Source organism: Lysinibacillus sp. LK3 (assembly GCF_001043675.1).
In the GTDB taxonomy this organism is placed as follows: Bacteria; Bacillota; Bacilli; order Bacillales_A; family Planococcaceae; genus Lysinibacillus; species Lysinibacillus capsici.
This window is the reverse complement of sequence record NZ_LDUJ01000021.1, coordinates 112,943-139,872: the sequence shown is the minus strand read 5'-3', so window position 1 is coordinate 139,872 and position 26,930 is coordinate 112,943. Positions and strand designations below refer to the sequence as shown.

Sequence of the window (26,930 nt, the reverse complement as noted above, 5' to 3'; positions counted from 1 at the left end):
ATTATTTTACGCCTTCTTGTGAGGAAATGCAATGATTGTTGTAAAAGCGTCTTTTTTTGATTCATTTTCTCGAGTTAATCTAATGTAACCTTTAGCAAATCAGTTAAATCATCAATTACTATATGTGCTTTTTCTAACTCCTTATCTTGTGCAAAGTCAAAGCGAACACCTATTGATAGTAATTGATTGTCCTGTGCAGCTTGGATATCCGAAGAACGATCTCCTACCACTGCTCCATAATCAATTTTATTTTCATCTACAACTCTTTTGACCAGATCCGATTTATGCCCACTTGCAATTGCTTGAATGCTATAGATTCCCTTTATAAAACGCTCCAACTGATAGGTTTCGACGATTGCTTGTAAATAGTCAACCTGTCCATTACTCGCTATGTATAACGGATAATTCTCTGACAATGTTGCAAGGGTTTGTTCAGCGTTTGGATACAAAGCACCTTTATATCCACGTATTTGCTCAATCAGCTTTACATGGAATAATACATTGCTCTCTTCTCGTATCTCTAAAGCATGCATAGGACATAATGTTTCCCACACAACAGGTAAAGGAACCCCCATTATTTCTCTATATTTTTCTATAGGTGTTTCTCCCTGCCACAAGCCGTTTGTCCGCAGCACATCAAATGTTGCATCGAGCGCAGGCTCTAAAATAAGATTGGTTTGAAATAATGTTCCGTCCATATCAAAAATAAACGCTTTATTCATAAAATCGCTCCTTAATTAGTTATCCAAAAACACCATATGCTGCTTTTCTTGCTTATAATAATCCAAACGATCCTGCAAAGTTCCTGTATGAAATTCAAATTTATGACCATCAGGATCTGTAAAGTAAATTGATTTTTTATCCTTTTCATCTCTTTGCCGACCTGCTAAAATATTGACCTTTAGCTGCACCAATCTGTCATACACCTTATCAAAGTCATCCTCAGCGATTGTGAAAGCAATGTGTGTATAGGAATGATGGATGTCATTACGGGGTATATCCTTTTCTACATTCAGAGCTAGCCACAGCCCATTTACATCAAAATAGGCTGTGCTGTTCCCCTTTACTAGCAACTTGGCATCGAATACTTTTTCATAAAATGTGATGGATTCCTCTAAATTAGAAACTGAAAACAATAAATGATTGATGTTTTGAATTGTCATGGCTGTGCTCCTATTGATTATTTCTTCCCCTTTTTCATTCCCTTGGCTATTTGCTTCCACTTGCGTTGCTCCTCAAGTTTTGCTTGCGTATTTGTTTTGCGCTCCATATAAGCCAATTCTCTTTGCAGCTTAAAATAGCTTTGTAGACGATATTGGTCCAAGTCCCCATCTACAATAGCTTGCTGCACAGCACAATAAGGCTCTTTTTGATGTGTACAATCACGATAACGACAAGCTGTCGCTAGTTCCTCAATATCTTGAAAGCTAGAAGCTAAACTATCCCCTTGATCCCACAGTTGAAGCTCACGCATCCCTGGCGTATCAATTAGACAGCCACCAGCAGGCAATACTACTAGCTCTCGATGGGTTGTTGTATGTCGTCCCTTGGCATCATCCTCACGTATACCCGCTACTTTCATCAGTATCTCACCACATAAAGCATTTGTTAATGTGGACTTCCCTGCTCCTGAAGACCCCAATAGTGCCCCCGTGACCCCCTCTGTGAATAGCTTCTGAATTTCCTTTAGACCTTCGCCCGATAGAGCACTCGTTACGAAGATATCCACACCAAAGGCTACAGACTCCACTTCTTGTACTAAGCTCGAAACATCCTCGCATAAATCAGCTTTTGTCAGGACAATAATGGGCTTTGCACCTGAATCCCAAGCAGCCACTAAATATCTCTCCAAACGTCGAATATTAAAATCTGCGTTCAAGCTCATAACAAGTAACACAATATCGACATTTGATGCGACAATCTGTTCTTGAATTTCCGTTCCTGCAACTTTACGTGAAAATACAGATTTTCGTTGGAATAGCTGATGAATAATTGCTCGTTCCTCACCAGGCATTTTCTCCACTAGCACCCAATCACCAACTGCTGGATAGTCCTCCCGAGCTAAAGAGGTATACGCATAATGACCAGCAATTGTCGCAAGCCATTCTCCCTCTTCAGCTAACACCCGATAAGAATGCTTATGCTCTAAAGTAACCCTTGCAGGCACACAATTTTTTAATTTAGCCTGTTTTTTCATTTCTATCATTTGCTCTTCAAAATATGTTGTAAAACCTAATGTTGTTAAATTCAATTTATTTTCCTCCTAAACGTATGATGCCTCAGCGAAAATAGTTGTCATCCGCAAGAGGCCCTATCGCAATTCACCTTTTGGAACTACAATAAAAAACCTTGTAGCTGCAATTCGGCAGTTACAAGGTTTCACAGGCACGTTTAAAAGATACACAAATACCCCGAGTTATGGCACGGCGTCACTTTGTATATTTTAGGCGTGTGAAATTGAACAAACCGAATTGCAGTTCGCTAATTACAGATCTATTCATCATGTCACATCACCTACTTTCCATTTAGTTGTTATCAATATAGCTAAATTTTCAGAAATTGTCAATTACAATATTATAAGCATTTATTCCAATCATCCACGCATACAATGAACAAAACCATTAAATGCGAGGAGATGTTGGATTGCCTAAAATCATTTCAATTAGCACATATCAACCACCTTACACATTACAGCAAGATAACGCAGAGGAACTAACGAAAGAGCTTTTTTATGCAAAAATTCCAAAACTAGAGCGCTACTTAAAGGTTTTTGAAAATGGTGGCATCGACACACGCCATTTTTGTGTGCCAGCTGAATGGCATCGTACGAATCACTCCTTTGAAGAACGTAATAATTTATATATTGAGTTAGCTACACACTACAGTGTAAGTGTCATTCAAGCATGTTTAGCTAATACAGATTTTTTATCCTCACCTATTCCTACTGAGGACATCGATGCCATCATTTTTGTTAGCAGTACAGGAATTTCAACACCTAGCATTGACGCACGTGTTATGAACAAGCTTCCCTTTTCAGATCGACTTAAACGCATTCCTCTATGGGGTCTTGGTTGTGCAGGAGGAGCCGCTGGTATAAGCAGAGCCTATGATTTTTGTAAAGCCCATCCACATGCAAAGGTACTTGTCGTTTGTGTCGAGTTATGTAGCCTCACTTTTCAGCCAAATGATTTTTCTAAAAGTAATTTAATTGGTGCTTCTCTTTTTGCCGATGGTGCAGCATGCATACTTGTTGGTGGGGATGAAGCAGCTATCACAACAAAAAGGCCAACCCCTAATATTCTAGCTACAGGTTCTAAATGGATGCCAGATTCGGAAAATGTAATGGGTTGGGATGTGAAGAACATCGGGCTTCATGTCGTTTTCCAAAAAAGTATTCCTTCTATTATTACCAATTGGCTCGGACCTTTCATTGAGCAATTTTTAATGGAACAAGGACTGTACAGCGAACAATTGACTCATTTTATTGCGCATCCTGGAGGAAAAAAGGTATTAAAAGCTTACGAAGATACACTTTATCTATCTCCCCAAAAAACCGACATTTCTCGGGAAATATTGAGACGACATGGTAATATGTCATCACCGACAGTGCTATACGTATTAGAGCAGTTTATGTTAAATGAAGGACAAGTGGAGGATACAGGCTTGCTCGTAGCTCTTGGCCCTGGTTTTTGTGCAGAAGCTGTATTATTAAACTGGAGGGAGTAACATGATCTTCTATTTTATTTTTATCCTTGTCGTTCTACAAAGATTGACAGAAGTTGTCATTGCCAAGCGCAATGAGAAATGGATGCTTTCACAAGGAGCCTATGAAGTAGGTGCTTCACACTACCCCTATATGGTAGCCATGCATATTAGCTTTTTTCTGTTTTTAATAGTGGAAATCGTCACAAACAACAATGGTATCTCGCCCTTATTTCCGTTATTCTTTATATTATTTTTAGCAGTGCAGGCTTTGCGGATCTGGTGTATTCGCTCTTTAGGCACTTTTTGGAATACAAAAATCCTCATTTTACCTGACGCACAAGTTGTTCGTAAAGGGCCATATGAATATATGCGCCACCCCAATTATGCGGTAGTTTGTTTAGAAATCCTTTTGCTACCACTCATGTTTCAGGCTTACTTTACAGCATTTTGTTTTACATTACTCAATATTACAATGCTTTCTGTCCGAATACCTATAGAAGAAAAAGCATTACGAGATGCTACTAATTATAATCGTGTATTTCAAAAGAAGATTTCGGAGTCTTAGCCGAAATCTTCTTTTCTTCTTTATTGCCATTCCCAGTTAAAGGGATCTTGTAGACGTTCCCAAGGGTTCTGAAACTCTTCATTTGTTAACAGACAGTTGTCCAACTGTTTAGTGATGTCTTCTCGATCTAGATCAATGCCAATAATAACAAGTTGTGTCATTCGATCTCCGAACTCTTCATCCCAATCTTCCAATACTTCAGGGCTTTGCTGGAATACATCCTGCTGCTGGGCTTGAGAAAGTGCCGCTACCCAATAAGAGACTGGTTCAATTTTTGCAGATGACCCCGCTTGCGATAATAATAGCGCAACTTCCTGATGTCTTGCACTCCAAATAATACCCTTCGCTCGTACTATTGAATCTGGCATGTGATCACACCACTCAACAAAGCGCATCGGATGAAACGGTCTTTTGCGTTTATAGGTAAAAGAAGAGATCCCGTACTCCTCAGTCTCTGGTGTATGGTTTTCATGACCAAGCTCCAACTCCTTTAACCAACCAGCCGATTCAGAGACACGTTCAAAGTCAAAGCGCCCCGTATTTAAAATTTCAACTGGATCAATAACACCATTTGTTGTACGTATAAGTTTTGCCTCAGGCTGTAATGCACGTAAAATACGTTCTAATCGCTCAAGCTCCTCTGCGGATACTAAATCGCACTTATTTAAAATAAGGACATCACAAAATTCAATTTGATCAATAAGAAGGTCTGCAACATCACGCTCATCTAATTCACCAACAGCTTCCTTCCGCTCCAATAAGCTTTCCCCAGACTGAAAATCATGCCAAAAACGATGGGCATCTACGACAGTAACCATTGTATCTAATCGACAAAACTTCGTTAAATCAATGCCAAGCTCCTCGTCTAAATAACTAAATGTTTGTGCAACTGGAATCGGCTCACTAATCCCTGTCGATTCAATCAAAATGTAATCAATATTGCCTAGCTTCGAAAGACGTTCCACCTCCTGCAATAGATCCTCTCGTAATGTACAGCAAATACAACCATTCGATAGCTCCACAAATTTCTCTTCTGTACGTGATATACCGCTACCATTTGCGATAAGCTCCGCATCAATATTAATTTCACTCATATCATTCACAATAACAGCGACACGTAAATCCTTTTTGTTTTGCAATACATGATTCATCATTGTTGTCTTACCAGAACCTAAATATCCACTCAATACTGTAACAGGAATTTTCTTTGTCATTCTTACAACTCCTCAAATCGTAATCATTACTATTTACAATTTGTAATTAAATCATATTACTTTGGAAAATGCAAAGCTTTTTATTACTAGTGAAATTAAACTTGACAATATCCAGTGAGAAATATATTGTTTAAATCGTAATAATTACTATTTAAAAGGAGGTCCTTCAATGCGTGTACAAGTAACACTAGCCTGTACTGAAACAGGTGATAAAAACTATATTACTACTAAAAATAAACGCAATAATCCCGAAAGATTGGAGCTTAAAAAGTACTCCCCTCGTCTGAAGCGTGTAACCCTGCATAGAGAAACAAAATAATATTGGAATGGGGGTCATGATGAGTTCCTCATGAGGGGTCTGACCTGTTTTAGAGCGGTGTCTTCTACTTTGTGAGCGGGGTTAACCTGCTTTGGAGCGCCTTCCTCTTCTTTGTGAGCGGTTGAACCTTCTTAAAAGCTTTTTATGCAAATCAAAAAAATGACTGTTTCAAAGGCATACTTTTGAAACAGTCATGATGAAATTTTATAGCTAAAGCTGCTCACTATTGATTTCTAACGCTAGTTCATTCAATTTCTCATCTAATTCATCGAGCATGCGTAATCTAAAATCTATTTGTTCATCAATATTAACTCCTTGTTTCATTGATGTGCTACCATCCTTAGATTGTTTCTTTAATGCAACTATTTCATTGGATAATCTCTCAATATCTAGATTTTTCGTCTCTAACTCACTTAGTAAATGTCGATGAAGGCTGTCCGATTCTACTTTCTCTCTATGGTATTTTTCTAGTGTCTCTAAAATATTCTCCATTTGTTTACTTGCTATGGTTGTATAGTCACTTAACTTTTTATCTATGCCTTCCACAATAGACCTTTCATTTGAATCGATCGAAGCCTCCTTCGATGCTTGAAATTTGTCCATCAATGACTTTTTTTCAGCCCGCAATTCTGCCAATTCCTTTAATAATGCCTCAATGGATGCAATTTGCTTTTTTCTTTGCGCTTCTCTCTTCTGAATTTCTTCATCGTAAGCTTGCAATTCTTTATCAAAGTCTCTTTTCAACTTTAGGAGTTCCATCGAAAGTTCTTTTTTATGCCTTGTTAATTGAACATTTTCTCGTTCAAGTCGAAGAACCAAAGCATAATAATCACTATCTCTAAGTCTTTTTACTTCATTTTTGTACTTGGCTAACTCGGCCCTTAAAAAAATAATCATTTGTTGGAGCTGTATTGGATCATTGTTTTTCACAATATCATTGTCCATCATCACACCCCCCTAGCCTGAATATCTTTTTAGTAAATCGACCACCTCTTCAAGCTGCTCTCTACTTTCCTCTAGTAAATCATCCAGCTGCTTCATCCATTTTTCTTCTAACTTTGAATTCTCTATTTGTTCAACATGACTCTTTTCGTCTGAAACAAGATAGGCTATTAATAGCTGTAATGTACTTTTTTCAAGAAAGGCAAAGCTATTATCTTGTTCATTACGACGACTTAGCTGTTCCTTTACTAATTGTTGAATTACACTACCAAACTCTTGTTTTTCGTTGTCACCCATTGTCTTCCTCCTGTGTTTGGCCCATTCCATTTAGATTAATTGGATTTAAAACAACAACACCTTCTGTGAGCTGATCGCAATATGTAAAACCCATAATCGTGCCTGAATATGATAAATTATGGGACCATTTTATTTGAAAATTGGTAAATGAAATGGTTTCATTCGGTTCGATTGTTGATTTACCAACTGGTCTCAGCCAATACTCCTCTTTGCTTGATTTGTCATTAAAACGCTCCCACTGACTCTGCCCCTGTGTTTTAAAATTCGGAGTGAAATTTTCATGAACATATCTCCCTGAAAAGTAAAACGGTGACTCCTTGGGTATTGTTATACACAAAGATGGGTTCGTGACGGCTGCACTACCAATATTACGAATATGATAGGAGCCTAAACATAAACTCTCTTGCTCAGGATCATAAGAAATATTAAGTGCAGTTGTAAAATAACTAATGAGGTTAATCCTATTCGGAATTGCTAATTCCTCAACCAATCTTTTAATATCATGAACATAGGCATTTGTTTGTTCTTTTAGTGCCTGTATCTTGTCTTCAATACGATCTGCCACTTTAAACCTCCTTGTTATTTCCATTAAAAAAAGAGAGGATTACCCTCTCTTCATAGTATGACTTTCTTCTTTTTGTTATCACAATTAACCAACAGTTGGGAAAATAACTGGGCATTGTTGTGGACGAACCGCAGTTGGACATGAGAATGGTAAGTCTGCTCTTGGTTCGCAGAAAGTTGCTAAAAATTCCACAGTAACTGGGAATGTAGATTGAATACTTTGACAAACAGCAACAGTAATTGTCAACGCAGAGAACGTGATTGTACCTGCTGCAGCACCTGTTCCAACACTAAGTGTTCCAGTTGTACAAACGAAGCAATCTAAATCTGTGTATAAAATTTCAACGTCTGTTCCCTTAGGTGCACATAATGTCACTTGCTCACAGCGAGAAACTGGAATATTATTGCTTGTGAAAACAGTACCATTAGGTAAAGTAACGACAATTGTTAGAATGAAGTTCTTTTGAACATTTAGATGTTGCAGACAAACAGTTGATCCATCAATAGAGAATTGGCGATTCTCACGGTTCAGAATCACAATTGGATTTGTAGTTGCTGGAATTACTCGACAAGTAACAATAGCACCTGTTAAGTCAGTAGTTGCTGTAACACCTGGGAATGTAATTGGTCCAGTAGGTGAAATATCAAACGACATTTCTTTTACAATCCAGTCGTATACCTTATCAACATTTATACAGATTAGTTCCTGCGCCTGGGATGGCATATGCTCTTGCATCCTTTTGACACCTCCATAAAATTTTTATCTTTCGTTTGTAGCATATGTTTTTCAGCTATAAGTGCATGGGCTAACAAATAGTTACATTGGATATTTATTAAAATCAATCAAGATTTGTTTTCATACACTTCCCTCATTAACGATACGAATCAAAATGTTGAAAGAACCGTTATATTTGTAACAGAAAGTCAATATTTTTAATAAACTAATAATGGACTGAAAGGGGTGAACTACAATGGAAGAGTCAAAATTGTATACCACTCAAGAAATTGAAAATTTAAAGGGAAAAATTGAATCTTATAGAGAATCGTTAACCTCGTTAAAAATGGGGAAGTCAATTGAAGATTTCCTTTATATGAAGCAGGAGTTTGATGGACTAAAAACACAGATGGCCCATTTAGAAGGGATTACAGAGACATTGGATACTAAACAAAATTCATATATAAAAGGATACGACGATCAAATTAGGGTTCTTTCAACACAGCTTGAGTCTTTGAATCAAACCATTGAAGGAATGAACCAAGAGATTTTATCAATTTTAAATAAACTGTTGCCAGTTAAAGGAAATGATACAAAAACCATAATGCCCTCCATTGACATGCCTGCTCAAACCTATTCTAATCTTTTACCTAGACAACCTAGAATGACACAGACAGCAGATCAAACTACAATTACATCAGCACAACCTTCTTATAGACTACTACAAAGTGTGGCAGGTAAAGCCAAAAACCACCAACCAAATGTAAATATCGGGGGTCCCTCTCCTCAGAATGGTCTACCGGAAACTAAACCTGAAGAACGGCATTTTAATCAGCAATATTTCCAATCAATCAATACGCACCCCAGCCAAATATACAATGGTTTATACAGAAACACGACAGTTGAATCCACCTTCCATTTTAAAAATGCCATGGATGCAAAGGAAGTTCCAGTAAGTGTATATGATCCATCTGCCGTACAGCCTGCTTCAAGAGAAGAAAACATCGAGAATGATACTTTACAATCTTCTATAGTTAATGAATCAGATAGCACTAAAACTGAAACATTAAATAATCCTATCGAGGCTGTGAAAATTGAGAATGAACATAACAATCTTGAGAATCCCATTGTAACGAATGAATCGATAGAACAAGTTATCTTGGAGCAACTTAGCGAACCTGTTAGTCAAGACATTGAAGCAATAGCTAGTGAGCCTCTCAACCAAATCATTGCAGAAACAGTAGCAGAACCTGCAGCTATAGATCATTCTCCTTCATTAGAAACAGAAGAATATGTTGAAGTGTATCATGCTGATGCAACCTATGAGGTTCATCCGTCCTTTGAAGAAGAAATCATGCAACTTGAATCTGTAAACAAGCCGATTGAGGAAGAACATAAAAAGGGAAAAAACTCATTTTTCGATTTCTTTAAAAGATGGAGTTAACATTATCTTAAACATCCACTATGTCAAAACATACATAGTGGATGTCTTTATGTGTCAAATAAAAGCAGTCATAAAGAAATCATTGAATTTATAGGTGAAATAGATAATTGCCCTTAACCCCTAATCTGAAATGAATAGAATAATGAAGAAAGGGGGTGTAAAAATGTGTTTGAATAACTCAATGTGTGGCTGTTCAGGTAACGGTCATGGTAACGGGGAGTGTACTGCACTAGGACCTTTTGTTGCAATTGACGCTGCATGTATTACTCCACCAGTAGCTACTGGTTCTATTATCCCATTCTCATCAGGAATAACTCCTGTTGCATTAGTAGCTGCTGCTACTGGTTTAATTGCAACTGTAAGTCTTGTAGGTTTTGGTACAGCAGTTCCAGGGATTACTCTTGCTGGCGTTAATATTGATTTAACAACTTCTGCTGCTACAGAAGCATTTACGGTTCCACGTCCAGGTACTATTACATCTATTTCTGCTACAATCTCAGCAACTGCTGCTTTAACTCTAACTGGAACAGCAACTGTCAGAGCACAGATTTACCGCGCAGTTCAAGGAAGCAATGTATTCAGCCCTACTGCAGCATTTGTTGATTTATTACCACCTTTACCACTAATAGCATTAGCAGTAGGTACGATTGCAAGTGGTAATGCAAACGTTTCAGTACCTGTAAGTACTGGTGATCGTTTACTAATGGTATTCTCTATGACTACTACAGGAGTTGCTGCTACACTTGCTGGTAACGCAAGTGCTGGTATTACTATCGTATAAAATAAACTTAAATAAAAAATGAAAACAAGTGATTTCCTCATTAGCAGAAATCACTTGTTTTTTCATAAAACATCCATATTTATTTAACCAAAGCATTCTGAATATGTGCCAAATGATGCTTACCATGCCATGCATAAAGGCCAATTGCATGCTCAAGAGTCGTCAGGCCTGAATCAGGATGATTAAAGGCTCTTTGTAATTGTTCATCCGATAAGCTTGACAGTAAATAAACCCAACGTTCATGTAAGCTTTCAATTAAATTAAAAGAAATTGCTACTGGCATTTCAGAATCTGGTAGCTGTGCCCATTCTGCCTCATTGTATGGCTTAATGGTTGGTACATCCTCTGTTAACGCTAGCTTAAAACGAATATAGCTATTCATATGACTATCAGCAATATGATGGACTAGCTGTGTCACTGTCCAGCCATTTTCACGATAAGATTTTACTAAGTCTTGCTCGCTTGCACCACTTAATGCCTCTGCAAGTTGTTTTGGTAACAAACGAATTTCATTAATCCACTCTAGTACTTGCTGTGAATTCATTTCTTTGGGAAATTGGAATTGTCCAATAGGATAACGTAAATCTTTCATATTGCTGACCTCCATTTTACTTTTTATCTTACCAATTTAATATTTTTCTTGCTACAACCTTGCACTGTAATTATCTATGTTCAATAGCTTTTCGTATTTACATATACTTTCTGAATGGCGTCTTCAGCATCTTGTGCATTTCAGAAATAATGAAAGCAATACACAATGCAAGCTTACATGCGCACACCATACACCTCCTTTCCCAATACATATACAAACATCAAAAACCCTTATTTTATAAGTATAAATAATTACAAAATAAGGGTTTACTATTATTCCTGGATATCGTATATCAACGTATCAAAGTATTTTTCATTTGTATACAGTAGAATAGCCCATTCACCAGGCTTAGGAAATTTCACATGAGAAGGTGTATGAGCATCTGCTCCATTAACAGGTCCTCCCAGTCCTATGCTCCAACCATTCGCTAAAATCGGTTGTATGACTTTAGAGTCTCTATGGTATCCAATAACCGTTAATTCTGTATCTCGTACTTCATCTATTCCCCATAGATGCCACATCCATTTTTGTGTGCTTAGACTAGGCATATTCGCACCAATGACACCCGACTTATCAGCATTACCAATAATGCCTCTTTCACCAAATTCCTGTGCCTTTTGATTCCAATCAACTGATGCAATATCACTTTCTTGCACAAAATCAGGTAGATCCTCTGGCATTGTAACATTTGCTTTGTCTGTACAACCCACTAAAAATAATAGCAATATACATACAAATACAACTCGTTTCATAACATCCCCCTTTCTTATGAAACGTTTGTTTTAACCAGATTGTTACAGATAATTCTGTAAATTATGAAACTATCATTTTATCTTACTCTTTACAATATCAACTAATGACTTTAATGGATGGAGAATTGTAATTGCCGTGTGATCTTCAAATCGTTGCGCTGCATCCACCATCGATAGCTGGGCAACTGATATGGATTTTTCTTCAGCTGACAAAGTATGTAAAGCCCTTAAAATAGCATCATCATATGCTTCCTTTTTCCCCTGCATAATGAGATTAAATGTATGCTCAATAATTTTTCCCTCTACATCTACTGATACTCCTTGATGCTTAGCATATTGGTGAAGTCTTGCCATCGTTCCTTCGACAGTTGCAGGATTTGTAAAAAGAATAAATTGAGGCTGTTGCTTACATATACTTTCAAAATAGGGCTCATCTATCTTTATGATAGGGGTCGAGGGATCGAGCAAAGTTTCATCCTCTAATAAAGCAATATAATTTGTACACGTTATTAAAATGGCATCCACATCACAACTAATTATCCATTCAATTTGCTCCTTAACTTTACGTGCTAAACCATCACTACCTTTAGACACGTGCTGTATCACGCCAGGGTCTACAAAATGGAGTATCTCTATGTCTTCAGCGCTTTGAAAAGCCTGCTCAATGTATTGTATATTGGAATAATGAGCATGCAAGCAGGCGACCTTTTTTCTCAATTAAACTCCTCCTCATTGGAAAGTCTCTTTTCCATGGTTGCTATTACTAGAGAGTTACCATTACGATTCTTCACCATTTCCTCTTTCGTTACAACATAACCTAAAGAACGATATAACTCAATATTACGTGGAACACTCATACGTACTTTGCACTGACTAATTGTAATCCCCTTCGATAGTGTATATTGTTCAAGCCAAGAAATTAGTGTTTTAGCTAAACCTTGTCCCTGTCTTTCTGGGATAACTGAAAGTCTAAAAAAATAAATTCCCTTTGTACTGAGGGTAAACCTTACCATGGCAACTGGCTGTTTTTCGATATAGCCAATAAACGCTTGTTCACTTTGCTGCATTGCCTGCTCAATAGAATCCACCGTTTCACTTAGTGCACTGGATGGTGGAGTAGCTTTTTCATATTCTTGAAACGCCTGTAGCATCACCTGATGTATAACTGGGGCATCCTTGCTCTGTGCTAAAACAATTTCCATCCTAAACCACCTCTTATCGTTTTTTATTCATAATAGTGCATATTAAAACAAAAAGAAACCGTATTATTTCGAATACGGCCTACTACTTAGTATGTTTGTCTTTCACTTTTGCTTCCTTTTCAATATGCTTTCTCGCTATTTTCAAACGTTGGATATCCTTTTTCTTAAGAGGAATAATCTCTTCCTTCATCATCTTAATATAAGAAATCATTAATAAAAGTAACACCACTGTAAAGGGTAATGCAGCAATTAACGAGGCCGTTTGTAATGCTTCAAGACCTCCTGTATACAATAAAACACCTGAAATAGCTGCCATCAAAACACCCCATACAAACTTTGATAAAATGGTGGGATTTAAAGATCCTTTTGTCGTCATACTTGCCATAATAAAGGTGGCGGAATCAGCAGAGGTAATTAAAAATATTATGATTAAAAGTATTCCAATTGTGGATGCAATCATTGAAAGTGGTAAGTGTTCAAAAAGCTGGAAAAGAGCAACCGTTACATCATTATGAACAGATTGAGCGATTTGTGCATCTTGATGTAAATCAAACCACATCGCAGTTCCTCCAAAGGTCGCGATCCAAAAGCAGGCAATGAGGGGCGGAATAATTAATACACCTATAATAAATTCTCGTATAGTCCTGCCTTTGGATACACGAGCTATAAAGGAGCCTACAAATGGTGACCAAGCAATCGCCCATGCCCAGTAAAAGATTGTCCAATCCTTCACCCAAGTTCCACCAACATATGGCTGCATCCTTAAACTATATTGAATAAAATTTGAAATATAATCACCAATAGCTAATGTAAAGGTTTCAAGTATAAAGATTGTTGGGCCTGTAATAAAAACAAATAAGAGTAAGACGATTGCTAAAGTCATATTGACATTACTCAGAATCTTCATCCCTTTTTGTAGACCTGTTGTGGCTGATAACATATAGCCAATAAACATGATAAGAATAATGGCCACTTGCAAGATAAATGTATCTGGCAAACCAAAGACAAATGTCAAACCTCCATTTGTTTGTAATACGCCTAGCCCTATAGACGTTGCTACCCCCATGACGGTAGCAATTACTGCGAGAATATCGATCGTTCCTTTAACGACTCGATTTGTTCCAGTGACAGGCTCTAAAGCAGTGGAGATGAGCATATTTCTTTTTTTATTGAATTGTACAAAGGCCATAACAAGGCCCAATATGGCATAAACAGACCACTGGCTTAATCCCCAATGAAAGAATGAATATCCCATCGCCAGTCGGGCTGCATCCGTTGATAGCGGTTTTGTGTCACTGAAGGGTGGTGAAAAATAATGACTCATTGGCTCAGCTACTCCCCAGAAGACCAAACCGACACCAAGTCCAGCTGAAAAGAGCATGGAAATCCAAGTTAGAAAACTAAACTCAGGGCGACCATCTTCCGATCCAAGGCGAATGGTACCATATTTGCTAATTGCCAAGCCAAATAAAAAAATAACGATAATAAAGACTGACATTAAATAAAACCAGCCAAAATAATCCGTTGTCATATGAAATACGCTGTTTGCTACGTTCTTAAATTTTTCTGGTATCGTTGCTCCGATAATGACCAAAAGAAAAATTGCTCCACTTGAAATAAGAAATACTGGGTTTCTTAAAATTTTATTTTGCATACAGCGCCTCCATTTATCCCAGACAGATGACCAAATTTCCTTTATTATGCGTATCATTCGTTAATTTTATTAATAAATAAAAAAGAAACCGCATTATCAAAAGACAATGCGGTCTACTATTAATGTGATTTATGCATAAAACGTATGGCTCTACTCATAACAGTTGGTACGATCGAAGCATGATTTTCGTTTAAAGCCTCATAAAATTCAACATTCATTATTTTTTCTAATACTGTCGCCATTTGGCGCGCATCATCCACCATAAAGGTTTCAAGTTCACCAGCGCTCAAAAACAAAGTTTCGTTCATGTCTTGATGCTCGTTCAGAAATACTGAAGCACACTGCACTAATTCATGCTCATTCCACCAAATGGATGGGCTAATAGCTAGATAGCGCTGGAAGCTGGATTGGTGGTGAAATAGTTGCCACAGTGCAAAGTAACCTCCTAGGGAATGACCAAATAAAGCTTGCTGTGCTTGATTTACTGGATATTGTGCCTCAATCGTCGGCTTTAGCTCTTCTTCTATAAAGAGACTAAAATCCACTGCTCCTCCAAGCTTCTCATGACCTTTTCCTTTAAATCTTGCTGGATAAATATAAGACTCCGCAGGTGCTGTAAAATCATAAAATCTTCTTTCACGCATATCGTCGCCATGACCAATTCCAATAACAATAGCTGGAAGGATACCTGTTTTTGGTGCATTACGACTTTGTAGACGCACCGCTTCCTTTACAAGGTTAAAATAGGATGAGCCATCAAGTACATACAAAACTGGAAAGCCATCTTGTGGCGCTTCCTCCTCTGGCACATAGATATTAATCGTGTACAAATAATTTGTCAATTTTGAAGTCATATGTTGTGTAATGTAGTCTACTTTAGTTGTATTCATTAGATATCCTCCTTCAAAATTTCATAGCCATAACATACAGGTGTATTGGTTACAGGATCTTCCATAATGCGTGCATCAATATTAAATACTTTACGCATTACCTCAGCACTTAAAATTTCCTGTGGCGTGCCAGTTTGCATAATAATACCCTTACGCATTGCAATAAGATGATCTGAATATCTGGCCGCGTGGTTAATATCATGTAGAACCATCACTACTGTACAGCTGTGGTGCTCATTTAAACTTTTAACAATGTCCAATACCTCTAGCTGATGCGCCATATCTAAATAAGTAGTAGGTTCATCCAATAGCAAGATATTTGTTTCTTGTGCTAAGGCCATAGCTAGCCAAACACGCTGACGCTGACCTCCTGAAAGCTGGGCAAGCTCCCTATTTCGATATTCCATCGTATTAGTAACTGTTAAAGCCCATTCAATCATTTCCTCATCCTTATTCGTTAAACGATTGACATTGTTGCGATGTGGATAGCGACCATACGCAATTAACTCCTCCACTTTCAATTGACCAGGAGCTATAGGTGTTTGAGATAATATTGCTAGTTTCTTGGCAATATCTTTGGTCGATAAATTTTGCATATTTTGCTCCTGCAAATATACCGTACCTTGTTGTTTTTTTAAAATACGTCCTATCGTTTTAAGGAGTGTAGATTTACCACAACCATTTGGACCGATGATTGTAGTCACTTTGCCCTCTTCTATCGTTAAATTTAACCCTTCAAAGACACGTACCTGCTCATAACCTGAAGCCAAATTTTCCATTCTAAATGCAGTTTGCACGCCATTTCCTCCTATGCCTTAGATTTCACCAGTAAATACAAGAAATATGGAATCCCAATAATTGAAACAACAATACCTACAGCCAGTTCCGATGGTGCAAAAACGGTTTTACCAATAAAATCAGCGAGGATTAACAGACCTGCACCAATTAAAGCACTCACTGGCATAACGTAACGGTGCTGAATACCAACAAGCTGCTTGGCAATGTGGGGGGCCATTAAACCTATGAAGCCAATACTCCCTGATACAGACACACAAGCACTGACAAGACCTACACTGGCTAGTAACAGCTTCATTTTCTCCTTTTCAACAGCTATTCCTAAACTTGTGATGCTATCCTCTTCAAGCTGAAAATAATCGAGTAAATATGATTTTCTATGCACATATATTCCTAAAATCAAAAGCCAAGGTAGCATCGTAAGCGCAAAGATCCAATTCGCATTATAAATTGAACCTGCCATCCAAATAGCCGCTGATTCAAAATCTTGTGCACTCATTTTTAAGGATAGGAACAAGGACAAAGCTCCAAATCCACTATTGATAGCTATACCAGTTAAGATTAATCGCTGCATATCCAGATGACCATTTTTTAAAGCAAATGAAAAAATCAGGATAGCTGCAATTGTTCCACCGATAAAACCGAATAGTGGCATCATTAAAATTGACATCCAGCTGTTCATATCTGCACTCACTAGCTTTACTTGAAAGAAGTACATGAATAGTACGACTGCTGCACCAGCTCCAGCATTAATCCCTAATATTCCTGGATCTGCTAGTCCATTGCGTGTAATCCCCTGTAATACAACTCCTGCCATACCTAAGCCAATACCGACAAGTCCAGCAATGACAATCCGAGGTAAACGGAATTCAAATATAACAAGATCAAACTTTGAATTTGACTCGATCCGCAGCAATGTTTTGATAACATCCATTACAGACATATCAAAAACACCATTTGTAATATGTAAATAGCTCGCAACTAAAATCATTAAAATAAGCATCAGCATGGTTAAAAAGAATACACTTGAGGTTTTTTTACGCACGTTTTTCACCTCCGTGCTTACGAACTAAATATAAGAAGAATGGTACACCGACCAATGCGGTTAAGACACCAATTGGCGTTTCAAATGGATAATTGACAACGCGGCTCAGGACATCACAAAGCACTAAGAAAAAGGCTCCAATGACAGCTGCACAAGGAATAATATAGCGATAATCAACACCAACAAGGAAGCGTGTAATATGTGGTATGACTAACCCTACAAAGGCGATTTTCCCTACAAGTGCAACCGCTGTCCCTGTCAAACATACGACAGCTAGCATGCTAATAATACGTACTACTTTTGTTTTCTGTCCTAGCCCCATGGCAATATCTTCACCTAATGAAGTAATGGTAATCGCTTTTGCCGATAATAAAGCCAAGATCAACCCAGTTAAACCAAATGGAATAGAAAGAATCAGCATATCCATATTTACCATATGTACCTTTGTGTTATACCAAGCACTTACTGTTTGTGATACTTGGAAATACATCGCAATAGCAGTAGCAATACTACTTAAAAATGTGCCAATGACCGTTCCAATTATGGCTAGCCTTACTGGAGATAAGCCATTGCGGATTAACGAGCCAAAACCAAAGACAATACCAGCTCCCAATGCAGAACCAAGCATCGATAATAAAATCATTTGATAGTTTGGTAGCCCTGGAAAAAAAACAATGGCTAATGTAATGACAAATGCAGAGCCATCATTGACACCCATTAATGAAGGCGAGGCTAAATAGTTTCGTGTAATCCCTTGCATGACTGCACCGGCAACTGCTAAAAATGCTCCAACTAGTAATACCGCGGCAACTCTTGGAATACGGCCTGTTCTTATAATTTGATGATCGACATCCGATGGATCAAATGCTGTCATCGACTGCCATACTGTAATGGCACTAATATCTTTTGTCCCATACATAACAGAAATAAGTGCCACAAGGGCAATAAGGAAAGGAGATATCGCTAATATTGAAAACGACACTATGTTTGTTTTTTTCAACTTTCACACCTTTTTCTTTATCCATTTTGCGGTACACAATATCAATCACTTAAGTGTATACCCTTAACAACTGCCTGCAATGAAAAATGCCACATCTTACAAAAGGCTGGTAATAGCCCGGTGATACCACCAAATCTACTACCAGCCTGTTTATACTATTTAAATAATTTTTCAGCTGCAGCATCTAAGAATTTCACCTTAGACCAAGCAGTACCACCTTGTGCTAATGGCTCAATTGTGTTGACAAAAACTTGATTATTTTGTGTTGCCTTTAAGCTAGTGAAAATTGGATTCTTTTGTAGCTCCTCTAAAGCTTTTGGCGTATCCTTATTCTCTGAATCCTCGAATTGCAGGAAAATCACATCTGGATTTACTTGTGCTAATGTTTCAAGTGATAGTTCCGCTTGCGCCTTAGCTGTTGTAACAACTTCTGGTACAGGTGCTCCTAAATCTTCATATAGAACAGGGTTTAAATAAACGCCTGCTGGATAGATGTACATCACTCCACCACGAACACGGATGATTAATACTTGCTTATCTGCTAATTGCTCCTTGGATTTTACTTGGGCATCAGCAACTTTGGCTTCATAGTCAGAGATGATTTTCTTTGCATCCTCTTCCTTCCCAGCTAATTGTGCAAGCAATGTTAAATTTTCTTTCCAATTTGTTGAAATATGTGAGTATGGAATCATTGTTTGAATTTTGTTGAGCTTTTCAGCCGTTTCTTCAGGGAATTTCGAAGTACCCACAATTACATCAGGATCCAGATTAAGAATGGCTTCTGCATTTGGCTCCATTTTATTTCCTACAAGTGTAGCTCCTTCAAAATCTGTTGCTAGATAGGCAGGAACTTTTCCACCTACTTCTAGAACACCTACCGGCTTAATACCAAGCATTGCCGCATCTTCCATTGATTCAAGACTGGCAGCGACAATGTTCTTTACTTCGGCTGGTAGCTCATATTGCTCGCCTAAGTACGTGATGGTCTGCGTTGATTTAGCTTGCTCTGTCTGTGATTCTGTTGCACTTGTTTCTGCTGTATTAGCTGTTGATGTTGATTCCTCTGCTTTGTCTGTTCCACATGCGGCCAGTGATAATGCTAATAGTGCTGGTGCACACATTTTAAAATATTTATTCATAGATATTCTCCCCTAACGAGCTCATATTGATAATGATAATCGTTTTCATATATAAGTCAATATATAATTGATACTCATTATCATTTACGGATACTATCCTAACAAAGTGAAAAAAGATTGTGAATGGACGATTTCGAAAATGACATGGATTTTTGCCGATTTAAGCAATAAAAAAACTGCTTCTTTTTTATAAGAAACAGTCAATTATACATATCTGGCTTCCTCTATTTTTAACTTCCGATAGGCTGAGGGAGATAAACCCGTACACTTTTTAAATACTCTGCTAAAATAAAAACAATCTACATATCCAACACATTCTGCAATTTCAGCTACAGGTATTCCACCATATTCTAGTAAGTCTTTCGCACGTCGTATACGGTATTCTGTTATATATGTACTTGGATTCATACCTGTATGCTGCTCAAATAAATAAGCAAAACGACGACGCTCAATGCCCAATTCCATCGAGATATTTGATACTGAGATTTGCTGTGCATAATTTTCGTGTATATACTGTAATGCCTGTTCCATTAATTCGCTGGCACTATCTAAAACCTGCATTTTTGCCGCTACAAGGATATCTTCCAACAAATTCATAAATAATGTCTTAGACTTGAATACAGCCATATTACCAGGAAAGGAATAGCTTTCTACTAATTGCTGAACATGGCTAATAATTTGTGTGTTAAAGCCTGTATTGATTAGAAAATGTTGCTCGGCTAGCGGATATAGATTTATTTCTTCTGTAGGTAGGCTGTAATGAACAACTGCATACTCCCAACCTTTATGGCCAGTCGCTCTCACTTCTATCGGCATCTGGGGGCCAGCATGGGCAATCATTCCTGGCTCCATCATATAGGGGGTTCCATTAAAGCTAAAGATCGCACTCCCTGCAAGTGGCACTACTAAACCACACTTTTCTGGAGCTGTTGTTCTACCAGCATCTACTTCACCTGGCTCCATTTTTTTAGTAAAAACATCTGTAAATTTTACAGAAGCATGTGCAAAGTAATCAATTAAATACTTGATATCCATATGCTAACTCCTATACATGTATAACATTCTGAATCTGTGAAAAATGATGTAAATCATGATTGATTAATCCAACAAAATAGTCGATTATAGTCATTTCTGACGGCCCAATTTTAAATGACTGTTGCCATTGCTCGTCTGTCCATTGCTGAATGTCCTGCAATAATTGACGCCTTGTGGAAATAAAATCATTCAATGTTTCCTCCATTGTTTGTTCACGGCTTTTCTTAGCTGCCATCGAATTCAAATGTGCTACATCTGGCCCTTTCGGCAGACGCTCATCTGTAAAGAGAAAAGGAATTCGGTACTTTTGCACAAACTTGTCCCATGGAGGAAGATGCCCAATTACCTCTGCAACCGACCATTTCCCAGGTTCAATGGGCATACGCCATTGTGCCTCAGATAACCCTCGTAAATTATCTATCCAATCTAAAGATTTTATATAGTGTTTAATGACATAGGTTTTATCTTGTTGCAATTGTTCCCCCTCTTTCTTTTTTTATTGAAGATGAATTTTCAATTCTGGCCAACATAAATGCCATTGTTTTTGCTGAATTCTTTGACGATAAATCGCATAGGCATACTTATTTTCTAGGTAAAACGATGTTGGCTCTACTATGCCTGCTCCTAAAAGATGAATACCGTACGGTGCTGCAATCTCTAGTACCCCATCTGATAATTTTACTCCAATTGCCGTTGGGATTTCTGGGAAATGAGAGATTCCATCAACAGCAGACTGATATGGTTTACTACCATTTAGGACATGCATTCGTGCTTGATTTTTCACGGACCAAGGCTCGTTTGGAGATAACTTTCTCAGTTCTTGCTCATACTGCTTCTCTACTTCTTCTGCTAAATTTTCTTTATCAAAATATATCACATCAATATCAGCAATTGGTGTTCTTTCCTCCTTATTGTGAAGGTAATCCCATACCTTTGAGCGAATAATTCCTGCGCATATCCACCAATCTGGTAGTTGCAAGTTTTCTACTGTGGATAAAATGCTCATCATCCAGTCATCAGATGCAATTAAGTTCTTCAGCTCTTCCTCCGATTGAAGCAACCTCATTCTGTCAGCCTCCATTAATATAAATTAAATTTATAAATCACTAAAAATTATATATTAGATTTATACATTAACACCATTTACCCTAAAGCTAATAAAAGAAAGGGAGAAGCTTATGAATAAAATGATCATGCTGTTATTATTTGTACTACTTAGCTTAGTTGGACTTTTCTATACAAACGTTTCTTTAACACTCATATGTATCGGAATGGTAGCTGCTTTTATTGGTACACTTGCGGGAGGTGGTGGACTAATTACACTTCCTGCCATGATGCTTGTCGGTATCCCTATTCAAACAAGTATTGCCACAAACAAATTTTCGACAGGCATTTCGTCTTTATCCAGTATTTTTTATCTACTCTATCAGAAGGAGCTACATCTCACATCTATCATCAAATATATAGCTCTTGCTATTGTTGGGGGGATTTGCGGCTCACTTTTAGCGGTTTCGCTGTCTGAGCAAACTATGAACTATATGGCCTGTGTACTACTTCTTTTGGCTTTAGTCGTAACTTTAAAAAATAAGGCGTGGACGGAAGTTCCTGATTCGCTAGAACATCAAGCACCTCATTTTTGGCAACCATTTTTCATCGCTATGTATGATGGTGGTTTCGGCCCTGGCTCTTCGACATTTAGCATCTTACACTATCTACGTACTCATCATACTTACATAAAGGCTGTACAGCTCACTCGAGTACTCCTCTTCGGGAGCTGTACAGGAGCATTTATTGTGTTTTATCACACTAGCTTTATTCAATGGCACTATGCATTTGCTATGGCAATTGGCTCCATTATAGGCTCCCAATTAGGTCTTATAGTGCTCCCATACATTCCATTAAAAATAGCCAAAACACTACTAACATTGATTATTATATTGTTGCTTGTTCAAGTTACATTGAAAATAATTTAATGACCACTACTCAAATGCTCATGAATTACCTTCCATTGATCCTTAACTAATGTAAAAATATTAGTTGCTCTACCGCTACCTGATACAAACTTTTCGTTATGATAGCCTTCATAGTGATATGTATAAAGACAGGTAGCCGTCGTTTCATCAACGGTTAACCATTTTACATCAGTAGCTGAATAAACCTCTTCTTTAATGACATTCCATGCATGCTTGAAATAAGCCTCAATCTCCTCTGTTGTTGTGCATGTTTTATCAGAGAACCAATAAATTGCTTGTGGATGCAAAATAGCCTTTACTTGATTAAAATCATGGGTATTTGTTGCTTGGATATAATGTTCCAATGCTTGTTGATGTGTCATCTTCACCTCTCCTTTTTTCACAATATTATCCGATAATTAACTTTTTATAAATCACTAGTTCTGTATCCCTTTCTGCTTTGACAGTAAATAGATGGCAGCTATAATTAAGAAAAAACCACAGACCTGAAGATTAGTTATTTTTTCATCCAATAGAATAGAAGATAAAATCATACTACTAATTGGCAATAAGCTAGTAAGTACGCCTGCCCAAGATGCTGAAATTACTGCAAGACCCTGTTGCATCAAAAGAAACGCTATGACGGTTACAACAATGCCGAGATACAATACTAATCCCCACTCTGCAACTGATATTTCTTTAAATTCAAAATATCTGCTTTCAGCTACAGCAAATGGGAAAAATAATATGACGCCAAATAAGCTAACCATAGTTGAGACTGTAAGAGCACTCATACGATAAGAAATTAACTTACCAATGATGAGAAATAAAGATTCACAAAATACTGCACCTAAAATGAATAGATTGCCTAATAATGAAGTTGAATAATGGTTAGTAGTAGAATGGTTAGCAATGTTCATAAGGATAGCTCCCACTACGGCAAGAAGTATGCTAATACCCATATTCCTCGTTAATTTCTCCTTCAAAATAAAATAGGATAGGAATGCCGTGCAGACTGGCAGAGTACCAGTAATAATACCAGCTTCCATAGCAGTCGTTTTTGAAAGACCATGGAGCATTAATAGATTAAATAAAAACACCCCTAATAACGCTTGTAAAAAAATCGCTACTAACTCTTTTCTGTTTAATGTTGAAAATCCCTCTATCTTTATCCACAAAGGAATCAAAATAATTGCAGCCACAAGAAATCTTAGTTCATTAGCTAAGAAAATTGGAAAACTTTGAACAACCAATTTGCCCGCAACAACTGAACTACCAACGATACTCATCGCCACAATAACTTTCCCACTACTCCAGTTCCACCTACTCATTTTTCTATACTACTCGTTCCATGGATTCATTAATAATATCGGTTACTGCTAAATATAGGTTTTCAGGGTGTTCAGCAATTCGGTGGCAAAGATATAAGTACCACTCAATTCCATACGTTAAATATACTCTACAACGATAATCTTTCCTTCTTAATTCATTGAGTAATGTAGGGCGTACACCATAAAGCATCTCAACTTCAACATTTGGGTTCTCAAGATATTGACGTCGCTCTATCTCTTGAATAAGCATTTCATCATGTGTAGCGATTGATAACGGATGATTCGCATTTACTAACTGATCAACATAATCAAGATAATGCTTATTCAGTTCTTCTGATCTGATCATGGCTATATCGACAGACTCTTGAAAAGCCCCTTTAACAAGTCTTATTTTCCCTGGATATTGCATAAGTTCTTGTAAATCTATCTTTGTACGATAAAGATGCACTTGCAATGTAATCCCAACATTTGTATACTCCGTTGCTATTTTTTTGTAAAGAGTAATAATATCACTAGTCTTTGAGGACTCTTCCATACTTATCATCAAAGTTATTCCATACCGCTGAGCTTTTTGTGTAAGCTCTTCAAGATGCTTAAAAGCTATCTCAGCATTAATAGAAAGACCTATATGAGATAAATCGAAAGATACTGTTTGCTTCAAAGATAAAAACCCCATTTCCCCAATTACTTGTAAAAGCTCATCCTTTGCTCTTTGACAATCCCTTAAATTGGTTGTATTTTCCCCAATATATTCAATGGAGATATTATAATTGTCATTAAGATAATTACGTGCAGCAGCGATGGCATCCTCTCTTTTTTCTCCTGTTACATACCTTTTTGCTGCTTTCCATAATAATGGGTAGAGCTCTGTTGATTGCTGCACCGCATATTTCAAGCGCTCGTCTCGTGCCGCGGCTTTTAAGGCCTGAATCACTAATTCTTCTGTTTTCTTCATATTTATTCCCCCTCTTCGGTATTGGTAAGTATTTTATCATGATAAAATTGGTAACTGTAGAACCACTTTAAAGTGATTTTAAAGGTACCACTTTCAAATCGGAGGTATGTAAAATGTTATGGATACCTATAGATCGAGCATTAGATATTCCTTTAAATCGTCAAATCTATCAGCAAATACGGGAAAAAATTTTAAGTGGACAACTTCAGGCAGGTGAAAAATTAGTATCAACACGAGAGCTTTCAGTAGAATTAAAAGTATCAAGAAATGTCATATTAGAAGCTTATGATCAGTTACTTGCCGAAGGATTTTTATTTGCACGAAGAGGAGCTGGTACATTTGTTGCAGAAGGCACATTGTTACCACAACAGACCAAACCTCTTATTACAAATAAAGCAGGAGATCCAATAGTAGGGAAAGAGGTTGTAAACTTACGCTCGGGTATTCCAGCACTCGACTTGTTTCCTCGTAAAACTTGGGCGAGGATAAGTCACCAGCTATGGCACGATAGTGAGTCCTCCATATTAGGATACGGGGTTCCAGAGGGGCGCATAGAATTAAGGCATACTCTTGCCCACTACTTATTAAGGACAAGGGGCGTTGAATGTCATCCAGAGCAAATTATTATTACATCTGGTGCGACACAGGCAATGATGCTTGTGTCGAGATTATTGCTGTCATCTAATGATATTGCTATTATGGAAGATCCTATAACGAATGATATTCAAACTATCTTTAAAGCTTCTGGTGCTACCATTTATCCGGTACCAGTAGATGAATTCGGGATGAAAACAAGCCTATTACCAGATAATATAGATCCTAAACTTGTCTTTCTAACTCCCTCTCATCAATTTCCTTTAGGGAGTACCTTACCTATTCAGCGTAGAATTCAATTAATTGAGTATGCTAGAAAGAATCATTGCTTTTTAATAGAAGATGATTATGATAGTGAGTTTCGCTACGAAGGGCCACCTGTTAGCTCTTTACAGGGCCTAGATCCAGAGCTAGTTCTCTACATCGGTTCTTTTAGTAAAATTCTCTCTCCCGCATTAAGAATAGGATACATTATCCTTCCAACACAGCTTACTGAAAAATGCCGTCAATTAAAATGGTTTACGGACTTACATACACCTTCCTTAGACCAGCTTATCCTTTCTCGCTTTATACAGGAGGGCTATATGGAAAGACATATCACAAAAATGAAGAAGTTCTATAAAAGCCAACGTGATTTTCTGATTCAATGTTTACAATCCACTTTTTCACATAACATAAAAATATTTGGCTATTCTACAGGTATGCACTTAGTTGCAGAATTTGAGAAGATTGATTTTACACGAAACTTATTAGTGAAAATAGAACAATTTGGTGTAAAGGTTTACCCAGTAGAGGATCATACAATTCAAAAGGGAAAATATAATAACAGATTGATTATTGGCTATGGTCATTTACAAAAGCATGAAATTGAACTAGGCATCACTAGACTTTTTCAAGCAATTTATCATTAGGAGGATGTCTGTGCTAGCTACTATTGAAAAACAATCAAATTACCATATTGCTACATTCAAACGGCCATTACTATATTCAATAGATGCCGTTTGGGCCGCTATGACTAACAATGAAAACCTACAAAAATGGATGAGTAATTTAGAAATCATTGAGCTACGTAAGAACGGGAAAATACATTTTAATATGAATGATGGAACAGGTAATTTTGAGGAAATAACCATCACAGATTATGTTGAGAAAGAAGTATTAGAATTTGGTTGGGGAACAGATACGGTGAGATTTGAATTATTTTCTACTGAAAAGGGTTCTTTATTGGTATTAGTGGAGACACTTCAAAATCTGACAGAGCATACACCGAAGGATTTAGCAGGATGGCATATTTGTCTTGATATGTTAAAAGATCTACTAAATGGCGTTGACCATCAATATTTCCCAATGGATGAATGGCAGCAAAGATTCAGCGAATACCAAAAAATGCTGAATAGTATAAAGTAAAATAATACAAAAAATCCTAGAGCATCATTACTCTAGGATTT

General features: G+C 37.4%; 32 protein-coding genes. 8 read left to right on the top strand and 24 right to left on the bottom strand.

What is annotated here, in order from left to right:
* Positions 1-74 precede the first annotated feature (74 nt).
* From VK91_RS15715 to rsgA, 3 genes are read right to left on the bottom strand one after another with little or no spacing between them, the layout of a single operon-like run.
* Positions 75-722, bottom strand: coding sequence for an HAD hydrolase-like protein (locus tag VK91_RS15715; RefSeq protein ID WP_048394113.1), 648 nt, complete (start codon positions 720-722; stop codon positions 75-77).
* 15 nt (positions 723-737) lie between these two features.
* On the bottom strand, positions 738-1,163 hold the full coding sequence (gene fosM, locus VK91_RS15710) for a FosM family fosfomycin resistance protein (RefSeq protein ID WP_048394111.1): 426 nt from the start codon (positions 1,161-1,163) through the stop codon (positions 738-740).
* 17 nt (positions 1,164-1,180) lie between these two features.
* The gene (rsgA, locus tag VK91_RS15705) at positions 1,181-2,251 is read right to left on the bottom strand and encodes a ribosome small subunit-dependent GTPase A (RefSeq protein WP_048394110.1); all 1,071 of its coding nucleotides are present in this window, start codon (positions 2,249-2,251) and stop codon (positions 1,181-1,183) included.
* Between the two features lie 392 nt (positions 2,252-2,643).
* On the opposite strand from rsgA, the gene VK91_RS15700 reads away from it, so the two are divergent.
* Entirely contained in the window at positions 2,644-3,726 is a 1,083-nt protein-coding gene (locus VK91_RS15700; protein ID WP_048394109.1) for a type III polyketide synthase, read from the top strand.
* Position 3,727: 1 nt separating this feature from the next.
* Positions 3,728-4,270, top strand: coding sequence for an isoprenylcysteine carboxyl methyltransferase family protein (locus tag VK91_RS15695; protein WP_036079526.1), 543 nt, complete (start codon positions 3,728-3,730; stop codon positions 4,268-4,270).
* 20 nt (positions 4,271-4,290) lie between these two features.
* Here VK91_RS15695 and VK91_RS15690 read toward each other — a convergent pair whose 3' ends face one another.
* Positions 4,291-5,484, bottom strand: coding sequence for a GTP-binding protein (locus tag VK91_RS15690; protein ID WP_036079527.1), 1,194 nt, complete (start codon positions 5,482-5,484; stop codon positions 4,291-4,293).
* A 169-nt stretch (positions 5,485-5,653) separates the two neighbouring features.
* Here VK91_RS15690 and rpmG point away from each other — a divergent pair, with 169 nt between their 5' ends.
* Positions 5,654-5,803, top strand: coding sequence for a 50S ribosomal protein L33 (gene rpmG, locus VK91_RS15685; RefSeq protein WP_004231780.1), 150 nt, complete (start codon positions 5,654-5,656; stop codon positions 5,801-5,803).
* A gap of 210 nt (positions 5,804-6,013) precedes the next feature.
* Here rpmG and VK91_RS15680 read toward each other — a convergent pair whose 3' ends face one another.
* The 4 genes from VK91_RS15680 to VK91_RS15665 form a co-directional block, all read right to left on the bottom strand.
* Positions 6,014-6,748: a hypothetical protein gene (locus VK91_RS15680; protein ID WP_048394108.1), complete on the bottom strand. Its 735-nt coding sequence runs from the start codon at positions 6,746-6,748 to the stop codon at positions 6,014-6,016.
* 12 nt (positions 6,749-6,760) lie between these two features.
* The gene (locus VK91_RS15675; RefSeq protein ID WP_048394106.1) at positions 6,761-7,042 is read right to left on the bottom strand and encodes a hypothetical protein; all 282 of its coding nucleotides are present in this window, start codon (positions 7,040-7,042) and stop codon (positions 6,761-6,763) included.
* Complete coding sequence (locus tag VK91_RS15670; protein WP_048394104.1) at positions 7,035-7,607, bottom strand: hypothetical protein; 573 nt, start codon at positions 7,605-7,607, stop codon at positions 7,035-7,037. The genes VK91_RS15675 and VK91_RS15670 overlap by 8 nt, the downstream gene beginning before the upstream one ends.
* Before the next feature lie 84 nt (positions 7,608-7,691).
* Positions 7,692-8,342, bottom strand: coding sequence for a hypothetical protein (locus VK91_RS15665; RefSeq protein ID WP_004231775.1), 651 nt, complete (start codon positions 8,340-8,342; stop codon positions 7,692-7,694).
* Positions 8,343-8,577: 235 nt separating this feature from the next.
* Between VK91_RS15665 and VK91_RS15660 the strand changes: the two genes are divergently transcribed.
* Both VK91_RS15660 and VK91_RS15655 read left to right on the top strand, forming a co-directional pair.
* Positions 8,578-9,765 (top strand): hypothetical protein, encoded by a 1,188-nt coding sequence (locus tag VK91_RS15660; protein WP_048394102.1) that lies wholly within the window; start codon positions 8,578-8,580, stop codon positions 9,763-9,765.
* 163 nt (positions 9,766-9,928) lie between these two features.
* Complete coding sequence (locus VK91_RS15655) at positions 9,929-10,546, top strand: exosporium glycoprotein BclB-related protein (RefSeq protein ID WP_048394100.1); 618 nt, start codon at positions 9,929-9,931, stop codon at positions 10,544-10,546.
* Positions 10,547-10,625: 79 nt separating this feature from the next.
* Here the strand turns inward: VK91_RS15655 and VK91_RS15650 are convergent, their stop codons facing one another.
* The 13 genes from VK91_RS15650 to VK91_RS15590 all read right to left on the bottom strand — a co-directional run bounded on the left by VK91_RS15650 (position 10,626) and on the right by VK91_RS15590 (position 21,716).
* Positions 10,626-11,138, bottom strand: a complete 513-nt coding sequence (locus VK91_RS15650) for a YfiT family bacillithiol transferase (RefSeq protein ID WP_048394098.1) — start codon at positions 11,136-11,138, stop codon at positions 10,626-10,628.
* Positions 11,139-11,410: 272 nt separating this feature from the next.
* Positions 11,411-11,890 carry a hypothetical protein gene (locus VK91_RS15645; RefSeq protein ID WP_048394097.1) on the bottom strand — a complete coding sequence of 160 codons (480 nt, stop codon included), beginning with the start codon at positions 11,888-11,890 and terminating at the stop codon, positions 11,411-11,413.
* Positions 11,891-11,962: 72 nt separating this feature from the next.
* Positions 11,963-12,607, bottom strand: coding sequence for a hypothetical protein (locus VK91_RS15640; RefSeq protein WP_048394095.1), 645 nt, complete (start codon positions 12,605-12,607; stop codon positions 11,963-11,965).
* Positions 12,604-13,092 (bottom strand): GNAT family N-acetyltransferase, encoded by a 489-nt coding sequence (locus VK91_RS15635; protein ID WP_048394093.1) that lies wholly within the window; start codon positions 13,090-13,092, stop codon positions 12,604-12,606. The genes VK91_RS15640 and VK91_RS15635 overlap by 4 nt, the downstream gene beginning before the upstream one ends.
* An 82-nt stretch (positions 13,093-13,174) precedes the next feature.
* Complete coding sequence (locus VK91_RS15630; protein ID WP_048394092.1) at positions 13,175-14,746, bottom strand: BCCT family transporter; 1,572 nt, start codon at positions 14,744-14,746, stop codon at positions 13,175-13,177.
* A gap of 119 nt (positions 14,747-14,865) precedes the next feature.
* Positions 14,866-15,636 (bottom strand): alpha/beta hydrolase, encoded by a 771-nt coding sequence (locus VK91_RS15625; protein ID WP_048394090.1) that lies wholly within the window; start codon positions 15,634-15,636, stop codon positions 14,866-14,868.
* The gene (locus VK91_RS15620) at positions 15,636-16,415 is read right to left on the bottom strand and encodes an ABC transporter ATP-binding protein (protein ID WP_048394302.1); all 780 of its coding nucleotides are present in this window, start codon (positions 16,413-16,415) and stop codon (positions 15,636-15,638) included. Before VK91_RS15620 ends, VK91_RS15625 begins: the two co-directional genes overlap by 1 nt.
* A gap of 29 nt (positions 16,416-16,444) precedes the next feature.
* On the bottom strand, positions 16,445-17,440 hold the full coding sequence (locus tag VK91_RS15615) for an iron ABC transporter permease (protein WP_048394301.1): 996 nt from the start codon (positions 17,438-17,440) through the stop codon (positions 16,445-16,447).
* A 28-nt stretch (positions 17,441-17,468) separates the two neighbouring features.
* Positions 17,469-18,476, bottom strand: a complete 1,008-nt coding sequence (locus VK91_RS15610; RefSeq protein ID WP_048394088.1) for an iron ABC transporter permease — start codon at positions 18,474-18,476, stop codon at positions 17,469-17,471.
* Positions 18,477-18,631: 155 nt separating this feature from the next.
* On the bottom strand, positions 18,632-19,615 hold the full coding sequence (locus VK91_RS15605; protein WP_048394087.1) for an ABC transporter substrate-binding protein: 984 nt from the start codon (positions 19,613-19,615) through the stop codon (positions 18,632-18,634).
* A 204-nt stretch (positions 19,616-19,819) separates the two neighbouring features.
* On the bottom strand, positions 19,820-20,650 hold the full coding sequence (locus VK91_RS15600; RefSeq protein ID WP_048394085.1) for an AraC family transcriptional regulator: 831 nt from the start codon (positions 20,648-20,650) through the stop codon (positions 19,820-19,822).
* A gap of 10 nt (positions 20,651-20,660) precedes the next feature.
* On the bottom strand, positions 20,661-21,125 hold the full coding sequence (locus VK91_RS15595) for a DinB family protein (RefSeq protein WP_048394083.1): 465 nt from the start codon (positions 21,123-21,125) through the stop codon (positions 20,661-20,663).
* A 21-nt stretch (positions 21,126-21,146) separates the two neighbouring features.
* Positions 21,147-21,716: a nucleotidyltransferase family protein gene (locus tag VK91_RS15590; protein ID WP_048394081.1), complete on the bottom strand. Its 570-nt coding sequence runs from the start codon at positions 21,714-21,716 to the stop codon at positions 21,147-21,149.
* A 112-nt stretch (positions 21,717-21,828) separates the two neighbouring features.
* Between VK91_RS15590 and VK91_RS15585 the strand changes: the two genes are divergently transcribed.
* On the top strand, positions 21,829-22,623 hold the full coding sequence (locus tag VK91_RS15585; protein ID WP_048394079.1) for a sulfite exporter TauE/SafE family protein: 795 nt from the start codon (positions 21,829-21,831) through the stop codon (positions 22,621-22,623).
* On the opposite strand, the gene VK91_RS15580 is transcribed toward VK91_RS15585, so the two are convergent.
* The 3 genes from VK91_RS15580 to VK91_RS15570 are packed head-to-tail and all read right to left on the bottom strand — an operon-like array spanning position 22,620 to position 24,888.
* Positions 22,620-22,985 carry a DUF4440 domain-containing protein gene (locus tag VK91_RS15580; protein ID WP_048394078.1) on the bottom strand — a complete coding sequence of 122 codons (366 nt, stop codon included), beginning with the start codon at positions 22,983-22,985 and terminating at the stop codon, positions 22,620-22,622. The two genes, VK91_RS15585 and VK91_RS15580, sit on opposite strands and share 4 nt — an antisense overlap.
* Before the next feature lie 54 nt (positions 22,986-23,039).
* Complete coding sequence (locus VK91_RS15575; protein WP_048394077.1) at positions 23,040-23,933, bottom strand: DMT family transporter; 894 nt, start codon at positions 23,931-23,933, stop codon at positions 23,040-23,042.
* Between the two features lie 4 nt (positions 23,934-23,937).
* Positions 23,938-24,888 (bottom strand): proline dehydrogenase family protein, encoded by a 951-nt coding sequence (locus VK91_RS15570; protein ID WP_048394075.1) that lies wholly within the window; start codon positions 24,886-24,888, stop codon positions 23,938-23,940.
* A 113-nt stretch (positions 24,889-25,001) separates the two neighbouring features.
* On the opposite strand from VK91_RS15570, the gene VK91_RS15565 reads away from it, so the two are divergent.
* Positions 25,002-26,393 (top strand): PLP-dependent aminotransferase family protein, encoded by a 1,392-nt coding sequence (locus VK91_RS15565; protein ID WP_048394073.1) that lies wholly within the window; start codon positions 25,002-25,004, stop codon positions 26,391-26,393.
* 4 nt (positions 26,394-26,397) lie between these two features.
* Entirely contained in the window at positions 26,398-26,889 is a 492-nt protein-coding gene (locus VK91_RS15560; protein WP_231595683.1) for an SRPBCC family protein, read from the top strand.
* Positions 26,890-26,930 lie beyond the last annotated feature (41 nt).